This is a genomic window from Streptomyces sp. NPDC047014 (assembly GCF_040644195.1).
GTDB lineage: Bacteria > Actinomycetota > Actinomycetes > Streptomycetales > Streptomycetaceae > Streptomyces.
Map to the genome: position 1 here is coordinate 1 of NZ_JBEYVX010000149.1, position 8,408 is coordinate 8,408.

Here is an 8,408-nt window from a genome sequence, read left to right on the forward strand (position 1 = left end):
GTCATCGACGAGGACGCCATGGAGCAGCTCCACATCCAGTGGATGGACCTGCCCGGCCCGACCGACGTCATGTCCTTCCCGATGGACGAGCTCCGCGTCGAGCCTCGCCGACCTCGTAGAGCGAGTACCCCCACTGCGTGCCGCGTTGCACCCCGTGGATGCGGACGTAGCGCGCCGGTGTGCCGGCGAACTGCGCCGTGTCCAGGCCGCCGTCACCGCTCGCGGTGGACCAGGCGGTCTGCCAGTTCGTGCCGTCGGCGGACAGCTCGATGCGGTAGCCCCTGGCGTGCGCGCGCTCCCAGTCGAGGGTGACGCGCTTGACCAGCTGGGACGCGCCGAGGTCGATCCGGAGCCACTGGTCGTCGCTCCAGTCGCTCGCCCAGCGGCTGCCGGTGTTGCCGTCGACCGCGCGGTAGGGGGCGTAGCTCGTGAACGGGTTCCACTCCGCGGAGCTGGCCGAAGCCGGGGCGCCCGCCGCGAGGTTGACCCCCGCCTTGTGCTTCTCGGACGAGCCCCAGGTGGTCAGGTAGGACTCGGCGCCGCGGAAGAGGTCGTCCACCACGTCCTGGCCGCCCACCTTGCGGATGTCCTCGATCCAGTCCGGGACCAGCCCGTAGTGCGAGGCGCCGTCGGTGTTGATGTCCCAGGTGCGCTGCCCCGTGGTCTGCCGGTCGATGACCGAGCCGCCGTCGGTGCTGCGGAAGGGATAGGTGACCTTGGTCGGGGTGTCGCCGCGCGGGCCCGGCCAGCCGCCGACGCCGTTCATGTCGGTGCCGTAGCCGTATCCGACGTTGTACTTGTCGCGCAGGGCGTTCTTGGCCTTGGCCTCCGCGCTGAACCCCTCGGCCCCGCCCATGTACTGGGCGACGAAGCCGCCGAGCTTGTACAGCCGCTCGGTCCAGTTGTCGTCCATCCAGCTGTGCGAGGAGATGATGCCCGGGTAGGACTCGGACTCCAGGATGTCGAAGGCGCGCCCGGCGGCCTTGACGCTCATGTGGTCGATCTCCAGCATCATCTTGCGTTTCATCATCCCGCGCACCGCGTACTCACCGAGGTCGGTGAGCCCGCGGATGTTGCACTGCGCGTCCGCGGCGTACGAGGGTACGGACACCCCCGCGGGCAGCTCCTTCTGCGCGGCGGGGGCCGCCGCGAGGCCGATCGGGTTGTCGTGCTGCGGGCCGGTGCAGCGCTCGGTCTTCCAGAAGGTGCCGGTGGACAGGAACTGGCCGACGTTGATCGCGGTGCCGAGGGCGCCCTGGTCGAAGCGGACGCCGCAGAGGGCGTTGTCGAACTTGTGGCACAGGAACATGCTGCGCACGCCCAGCTTGTGCAGCTCGTCCAGACCGCGGTCGATGTCCTCCTTGCCGCACTGCGCGAAGTCGAGGATCTGCTTGCAGCCGAAGGGCTCGGAGGTCTCGACACCGAGGACGACGGCCAGCTTGCCCTGCTGGACGACGTCGCGGGCCTGGGCGGAGTCGGTGACGATGCGGAACCAGCCCTTTCCGGGGCCGCCGTACATCTTGTCGATGTACGCCTGCATGTCGTAGGTCTTCTGCGCCTCCAGGCGGATGGCGGTCATCTCGTCGCAGCCGCGGTCCTTGAAGAAGTAGACCGAGCAGATCACGCCGTTGGTGACGAGGTCGTTGACGAGGACGCGCTGGCCGCCGCGCCAGGCGCGCTCGACCCAGGCGTAGTAGTTCTGCTGGTGGGTGAGGGAGTCGTGGGCGGGCCAGTCCTTGAAGGTGGGCCAGCCGTCGGGGTCGTGCCGGCCGTCGCCGCCCTTGGTGATGAAGTCGAAGACGGCGAGGGTGCCGTCGGGGTAGTGCTCGGGACAGTCCTTGAGGGCGTCGGCGACGCCGAGTTCGGAGAAGGGCTTGCCGCAGATGAGGCGGCCGCCGAAGCCCTCGTTCGACATCAGGTGGTCGTGGGCGTCGACGAAGCCGCGGACCCGGCCCTGGGCGTCGGTGCCCTTGAAGGGCTCGCCGGTGATGTTGATCTCGGAGTCGGGAGCGGGCCGCGCCACCGGCGTCCACCAGCCGGGGTCGGCGGCGGAACTGGGCACGGGCCCGAGCACCATCGCCACGACGGCGAGCAGCAATGACAGGACCGCCAGGGGCTTGCGCGGGGGGTGCTTTCGTGGGGAATCGGTCATCACTCACGTCTTCGGTCAGCGGCCGGCACGGTGGGGGAGCCGGACCCGATGGGGGCGCGCGAAGGGCACGGGGGGACCCGTGACCTGTCATGAACTCGCAAAGTGTCCGTCGAGAATCCCGACTGCCGCCGACAGAGTCAAGAGTCCGGGACGGATGACCTGATGATTCGTCAGACTGTGCTGTGACCCCCCGGAAAACCCCGAAGCCCCACGCCCCGGCGGGTAACCGGGACGTGGGGCTTCGGTGGGGTGGGGGCTAGTTGTTCTCGGGGAGGTCGCGGTCGGCGGCCGGGGTGGGGGTGAAGTCGCGGAGCGGGGACTTGGCGGACTTCGGGGTGGCGGGCTTGCCGCAGAAGGCGGCTTCGAGGGTGGCGCCGAGGGCGGTGTTGGCCTCGCCCTTGTTCGAGGTGTTGGCCATCGCCGAGAGGCTGCGCTTGCCGTCGCGCGTGGAGAAGGCGTAGGTGTAGAAGCCCTGCACCGTGCCCGTGTGGCCGTAGACCGAGGTGCCGCAGGAGAGGTCGTAGCGGCGCAGGCCCAGGCCGTAGAAGCGGGTGTTCGTGGTGTCGGTCGGGGTCACCGTCACCATCGCGTCCAGGAGGTCCTTCGGCAGCAGCCGGCCGCCCAGCAGCGCCGAGGTGAAGGTGTTCAGGTCGGCCGGGTTGGAGATGACCGCGCCCGCGGACTGGGCCCAGGACACCGTCTGCTCGGTGGAGTCCACCAGCGGCGCCCCCGCCTCGTCCGGGTGCAGGTAGCCGCGGGCGTGCAGGCCGCTGATCTTGGTGCCGGGGTGCACGTAGGAGGTCTTCTTGAGGCCCAGCGGCTTGAAGATGCGCCGCTCGTACTCCTTGCCCACCCCGTTCCCGGTGGCCTTCTCGATCAGCATGCCGACCACGACGAAGTTGGTGTTCGAGTACTTGTACGCCACGCCCGGCTCGGTCGTCCGCGGCTCGTTCAGGGAGAGGGTCACCAGCTCCTGGTAGCTGAACACCCGGTTCCGCACGGCCTCGAAGCCCGGCACGGTCTTCTCGAACATCGCGTTCGTGTAGTCCGCCAGGCCGCTGCGGTGGGTCAGCAGGTGCCGCACCGTGATCCGGTCGTCCGGCAGCAGACCCGGCAGGTAGCGGTTGACGGGGGCGTCCAGCTCGATCTTGTGCTCGGCCACCAGCTGGAGGAGGACGACGGAGGAGAAGGTCTTGCTGACGCTGCCGATCCGGAAGCGGGCCTGCGGGTCCATCGCCGCACCCGTCACCTTGTCCCGTACGCCCACGCTCCGGGTGCTGACCCCCTCGGGGCCGCTGTAACGGGCCATCGCGCCCGGCGCGCCGACGGCGGTGGTGTTGCGCAGCGCCTGGGTCAGCGCGGCGAGGTCGGGGGCGGTCCCGGCGGCCTGGGCGGTGGACACGGGGGCCACGGCGGCGGTGACCGCCAGGAGGGCGGCGGTGAGGGCCAGACGGCGGTTCATGGGGTGGGGCACGGTGATCCTCTGATCGATGGGTCGGCAAGGCGCGGGGTGGCGCGGACCGGCCGATCGGGGGGCGACCGCGACCCCACATACGATCTTCGGCCAGGACGGACGGCCGTACGAGTCGCAACGCGCCGTTCTCAGGGGCGAGTTCCAGCCGTTGCCGGTACGGGGATCCGCGCGCCCGGGGCCCCGCGGCGCGACGGCGAAGGGCGCCCGGCCGGGGGATGCGGCCGGGCGCCCTGCTCCTTCGTACGGGGGAACTCCGGCGCCCGGGCGGGGCGTCGGGGCTCAGGAACCGCCGAAGCGCGGCGGGGCGGAGCTCGCGGCGGTGATCGTCGCTCTGGCGGTGAAGATGTCCTCGCCGTTCTGCCGGGCCACCACCCGTACGGGGAGCCGGTGGCATCCCGAGGCGGTGGTGCGGTCGGGGACCGGCGTGGTCTCCACCCAGCAGGGGGAGTTCAGCTCGGCGTAGCGGAAGAACCGCATCTCCAGATCGGTCAGGACGCCCCGGTGGGGGTAGGCCGACGCGTACGCCGCCTGGCGGACCGCTTCGAGGAGCAGCATGCCGGGGGCGTGGTCGACGGGGTGGTCGAAGAGGATCGGATGGTTGATGTCGGTCCGCAGCTGGGCGCGGCGGGTGGAGCTGGTGGGGGAGAGGACCACGTCGTGGAAGCGGTCCCGGCCCACCCGGCGCGGGGTCATCGGCGGCGGGAGCGGGATCACGCGGGCGGTGACCTCGTCGAGGTCGCCGTTGCCGCCGCGCAGCCGCTGGTAGACGGACTCGGGCTGGTTGGTGAAGCCCGCCTCGGCGGTGCCCAGGAACTCCCCGTCGCGGGTGGCCGTGACATGCATGGTGAGGCGGGCGAGCCGGCGGCCGCGCCGGGCGATGCCGGAGCAGCGGATGTGCAGGGTGATGTCGGCCGGGCGTGAACCGACCACGAGGGCAGCCGGGTTGGCCGAGTAGCTGAACGTGTCCCAGATCTGGCGGTGGCCGAAGGGGACCTCGTACGCCACGTGGCTGAGCAGCGGGATGGCCTGGCGGACGGACTCGGCCAGGAGGAGCGGGTCGTGGTGGCCCGCGTCGGGTGAGTAGAAGCTGTGGGCGCGGGGCCACTGGGCGGTGACGATGTACTCGTCGGGGGCGACGGGACGCCACCCGGTGAGCAGGACTTCGGAGTGCGCGCTCTTGTGCACGTACTCGCGCGGTAAGGCGCTGCTGAGTACGGCGTGGGCGGGCGAAGCGGTGCGTGTGGTCGAGACGGACATGGGTTGAGCCCCCCTGGAACGTCGGACATGAGCTGGTGCTTGTTCGGCGCTGGTCCTAAAATAAAGGATGTTCGTTTTTTTTGTCGAGAGAGATTAGGTGTCCATGTCAGTCCGCAAGCAGCAACGGGCCCCGCAACTCAGGGCAGTTCAGACCAAAGCGGCCATCCTGCGAGCCGCTGCCGAGGTCTTCGACGAGTTCGGATTCAGTGGGGCCAGCATCAGCAAGATCATGAAGCGGGCGGACGTCACGCAGGGCGGGATGTACTTCCACTTCAGCTCGAAGGAGGAGCTGGCCTACGCGGTGATGGTCGGTCAGGGCGAGGGCCTGGAGTTCCCCGAGGGGGAGGACGGCCTCCAGCACCTGGTGGACATCACGCTCTACCTGGCCGAACAGCTCCAGCACAATCCGGTGCTGCGGGCCGGCGTCCGACTGGCCGTGGAGCAGGGGGAGTTCGGGCTGCGCGACGATGTCGCCTACCAGGCGTGGGTCCTGGAGTTCCGCCAGCAGCTGCGCTTCGCGCGGGCCAAGGGGGAGCTCCAGCCCGATGTGGACGACCACGAGCTGGCCTGGGTCCTCGTCAGCTCCTTCACCGGCGCGCAGCTCTTCTCGCAGGCGTCGACCGGGCGCGCCGATCTGCCGCAGCGGATCGCCTCGCTGTGGCGGTACCTGCTGCCGGCGGTCGCGAGCGACGACACGCGGGGGGCGCTGCGGCTGAGTCTGCCGCCGAAGGAGGGGGCGGGGACGGGGGCGTCGGCGCAGCGGGTGGGGGAGCGGGCGGATGCGGAGTCGGGGTCGGAGTCGGAGAGACGGGGGTGAGCGGGCCGCTGATCGTTCTCACCGGAGCGGCGGGGTTCGTGGGCTCGGCGGTGCTGCGGCGGCTGAGCGCGCGGCACCCCGACGCCGTGGTGCGTGTGGTGTCGCGCAGACCGCTGCCGCCCGATGTGCACCGGGGGCCGTGGGTGCGGGCGGATCTGGCGGAGCCGGAGTCGCTGCGCGGGGTGTGCGAGGGGGCCGACGTCGTGCTGTCCCTGGCCTCCTACGTCGGGCCGGACGCGGGGCGGTGCGAGGCCGTCAACGTGGCGGGGACCGCGGCCCTGGTGGCCGAGGCCGGGCGGGCCGGGGTGGGGGGTGTGGGTGGGGCCGGGGGCGGAGTCAGGGTCGGGGCCGGTGTCGGGGTCGGCGGGATCGTGCAGCTTTCGACCTGTGCCGTGTACGGGGCCGGGCCGCACCGGGGGCAGGACGTGGGCGAGCTGATCCCCGCCCCGGTGTCCGCCGCCAGCAGGAGCCGGCTGGCGGGGGAGCGGGCGGTGCTCGACGCGGGCGGGCTCGTGCTGCGCGCGGGGCTGGTGCTGGGGCCGGGCGACCGGTGGGCCGTACCGGCGCTGGTCGACGCCTTCCGGCGGGTGCCGCGGCGGTGGGGCGGGGGTGCGGGGCGGGCCTCCTTCGTGGACGTCGATGACCTGGCGCGGCTGGTGGTGGGCCTCGCGGTGGGGGAGGGGGCGGGGGCCTGGGCCGTCGCGGGCGGGGGTGTGCTGCATGCGCATCATCCGGAGCCGGTGCGGAATCGGGACCTCATGGAGGCGCTCGGGCGGTACGGGGTGCTGCCGGGTGGGCCGGCGGGTTGGCCGGCGGGCGGGGATCTGGCGTGGGGGGCCTGCCTGGAGGCGCTGGCGGCTGCCCCGGGGTGGGTGAGCGAGCGGCAGTTCACGCTGCTGGCCGGGGACAGCTGGTACCGCGCCGATACGGCCTGGCGGCTGGCGGGGGTCGACCCGGGGCCGGGGCCGCTGGCGCGGCTGGAGCGGGCGGTCGACTGGTACCGGGGACGGGGTGGGATGCCGCCGGGGTGAGGGGGCGGTGGGCTGGCGGGGGCCGTGTGGAGGGGGCGGTGTGAATCTGCCAAAGCCTCAGCGGGATGGGGCGGGGGCGGGGATGCGGGGAAGGGCTGGAGGTAGCGTCCGGCGGGTGACGGCCGGGCCACGGCCGGTCTTTGCCTTTCCCCGCGCGATCTGAGGAGTCGACATGCCCGATCTTTCGAACATCGTCAAGGCGTACGACGTGCGTGGCGTCGTGCCGGACGAGTGGGACGAGTCGTTGGCCGAGCTGTTCGGTGCGGCGTTCGTGGAGGTCGTGGGCGGTTCGGCGATCGTGATCGGCCATGACATGCGGCCTTCGTCGCCGGGCCTGTCGGCGGCGTTCGCGCGGGGCGCGGCGGCGCGGGGCGTGGACGTCACCCTGATCGGCCTGTGCTCGACGGACCAGCTGTACTACGCCTCGGGCTCGATGAACCTGCCGGGCGCGATGTTCACGGCCTCCCACAACCCGGCGCGGTACAACGGCATCAAGATGTGCCGTGCGGGTGCGGCGCCGGTGGGGCAGGACACGGGCCTGTCGCGGATCCGCGAGCTGGTGGAGGGCTGGCTGGACGCCGGCGCCCCGGCGGTGGCGGAGGGCGTGGTCCCGGGCACGGTGACGGAGCAGGACTCCCTGGAGGGCTACGCGGCCCACCTGCGCGGCCTGGTGGACCTGACCTCGATCCGCCCGCTGAAGGTGGTCGTGGACGCGGGCAACGGCATGGGCGGCCACACGGTCCCGACGGTCTTCGCGGGTCTGCCGTTGGACGTGACGGAGATGTACTTCGAGCTGGACGGCACGTTCCCGAACCACGAGGCGAACCCGCTGGACCCGAAGAACATCGTGGACCTGCAGGCGCGGGTGCTGGCGGAGGGCGCGGATCTGGGTATCGCCTTCGACGGGGACGCGGACCGGTGCTTCATCGTGGACGAGCGGGGCGAGGGCGTCTCGCCGTCGGCGATCACGGCGCTGGTGGCTGCGCGGGAGCTGGCCCGTAATGGCGGCTCGGGGACGGTGATCCACAACCTGATCACGTCGTGGTCGGTGCCGGAGGTTGTGCGGGAGGGCGGCGGTACGCCGGTGCGGACGCGGGTGGGGCACTCCTTCATCAAGGAGGAGATGGCGAAGACGGGTGCGATCTTCGGCGGGGAGCATTCGGCGCACTACTACTTCAAGGACTTCTGGAACGCGGACACGGGCATGCTGGCGGCGTTGCATGTGCTGGCGGCTTTGGGGGGCCAGGCGGGCCCGCTCTCGGAGCTGGTGGCGTCGTACGACCGGTACGCGGGCTCGGGCGAGATCAACTCCACGGTGGCGGACCAGTCCGCCCGCCTGGCGGCGGTCAAGGCCGCTTTCGGCTCCCGCGAGGGCGTAACCCTGGACGAACTGGACGGCCTGACGGTCACCGCCGCGGACTGGTGGTTCAACGTCCGAGCCTCGAACACGGAGCCGTTGCTCCGCCTGAACGTGGAGGCCCGCGACGAGGAGACCTTGACCAAGGTCCGCGACGAGGCCCTTGCCCTGATCCGCGCCTGACGCCTGTATAACCCCGGCTCCGCCGGGCCCCGGGCGCTGCCCGGGCCCGCGCCTCAATCGCCGGCGGGGCTGGATTTGGCCCGGCTCCCCGCCCGTCTGCGGCTTGTCGGGGTGACCCCGGCTCCGCCGGGCACCGG

General features: G+C 71.7%; 6 protein-coding genes and 1 pseudogene. 4 read left to right on the forward strand and 3 right to left on the reverse strand.

Features of this window, described 5'->3' with window-relative positions; all coding sequences use genetic code 11:
• Positions 1-96: pseudogene (locus ABZ873_RS33300) on the forward strand (rRNA maturation RNAse YbeY); the annotation flags it as partial.
• Here the strand turns inward: ABZ873_RS33300 and ABZ873_RS33305 are convergent.
• The 3 genes from ABZ873_RS33305 to ABZ873_RS33315 form a co-directional block, all read right to left on the reverse strand.
• The gene (locus tag ABZ873_RS33305) at positions 68-2,152 is read right to left on the reverse strand and encodes a discoidin domain-containing protein (protein WP_360880326.1); all 2,085 of its coding nucleotides are present in this window, start codon (positions 2,150-2,152) and stop codon (positions 68-70) included. The pseudogene ABZ873_RS33300 and the gene ABZ873_RS33305 sit on opposite strands and share 29 nt — an antisense overlap.
• 256 nt (positions 2,153-2,408) lie before the next feature.
• Complete coding sequence (locus ABZ873_RS33310) at positions 2,409-3,614, reverse strand: serine hydrolase domain-containing protein (RefSeq protein WP_360880329.1); 1,206 nt, start codon at positions 3,612-3,614, stop codon at positions 2,409-2,411.
• A gap of 291 nt (positions 3,615-3,905) precedes the next feature.
• Positions 3,906-4,883, reverse strand: a complete 978-nt coding sequence (locus tag ABZ873_RS33315) for a ScbA/BarX family gamma-butyrolactone biosynthesis protein (RefSeq protein ID WP_360880332.1) — start codon at positions 4,881-4,883, stop codon at positions 3,906-3,908.
• Positions 4,884-4,986: 103 nt separating this feature from the next.
• Between ABZ873_RS33315 and ABZ873_RS33320 the strand changes: the two genes are divergently transcribed.
• The 3 genes from ABZ873_RS33320 to ABZ873_RS33330 all read left to right on the forward strand — a co-directional run bounded on the left by ABZ873_RS33320 (position 4,987) and on the right by ABZ873_RS33330 (position 8,271).
• Complete coding sequence (locus ABZ873_RS33320; protein WP_360880341.1) at positions 4,987-5,700, forward strand: ScbR family autoregulator-binding transcription factor; 714 nt, start codon at positions 4,987-4,989, stop codon at positions 5,698-5,700.
• A complete protein-coding gene (locus tag ABZ873_RS33325) occupies positions 5,697-6,731 on the forward strand; it encodes an NAD(P)-dependent oxidoreductase (RefSeq protein ID WP_360880335.1) in 1,035 nt (344 codons plus the stop codon). Before ABZ873_RS33320 ends, ABZ873_RS33325 begins: the two co-directional genes overlap by 4 nt.
• A 172-nt stretch (positions 6,732-6,903) precedes the next feature.
• On the forward strand, positions 6,904-8,271 hold the full coding sequence (locus ABZ873_RS33330) for a phosphomannomutase/phosphoglucomutase (RefSeq protein ID WP_360880338.1): 1,368 nt from the start codon (positions 6,904-6,906) through the stop codon (positions 8,269-8,271).
• Positions 8,272-8,408 lie beyond the last annotated feature (137 nt).

Bases quoted from the DNA above. Each gene is read 5' to 3' on its own strand.
- ABZ873_RS33310 (WP_360880329.1), bottom strand. From the start codon at position 3,614: ATGAACCGCCGTCTGGCCCTCACCGCCGCCCTCCTGGCGGTCACCGCC.
- ABZ873_RS33330 (WP_360880338.1), top strand. From the start codon at position 6,904: ATGCCCGATCTTTCGAACATCGTCAAGGCGTACGACGTGCGTGGCGTC.
- ABZ873_RS33315 (WP_360880332.1), bottom strand. From the start codon at position 4,883: ATGTCCGTCTCGACCACACGCACCGCTTCGCCCGCCCACGCCGTACTC.
- ABZ873_RS33320 (WP_360880341.1), top strand. From the start codon at position 4,987: ATGTCAGTCCGCAAGCAGCAACGGGCCCCGCAACTCAGGGCAGTTCAG.
- ABZ873_RS33305 (WP_360880326.1), bottom strand. From the start codon at position 2,152: ATGACCGATTCCCCACGAAAGCACCCCCCGCGCAAGCCCCTGGCGGTC.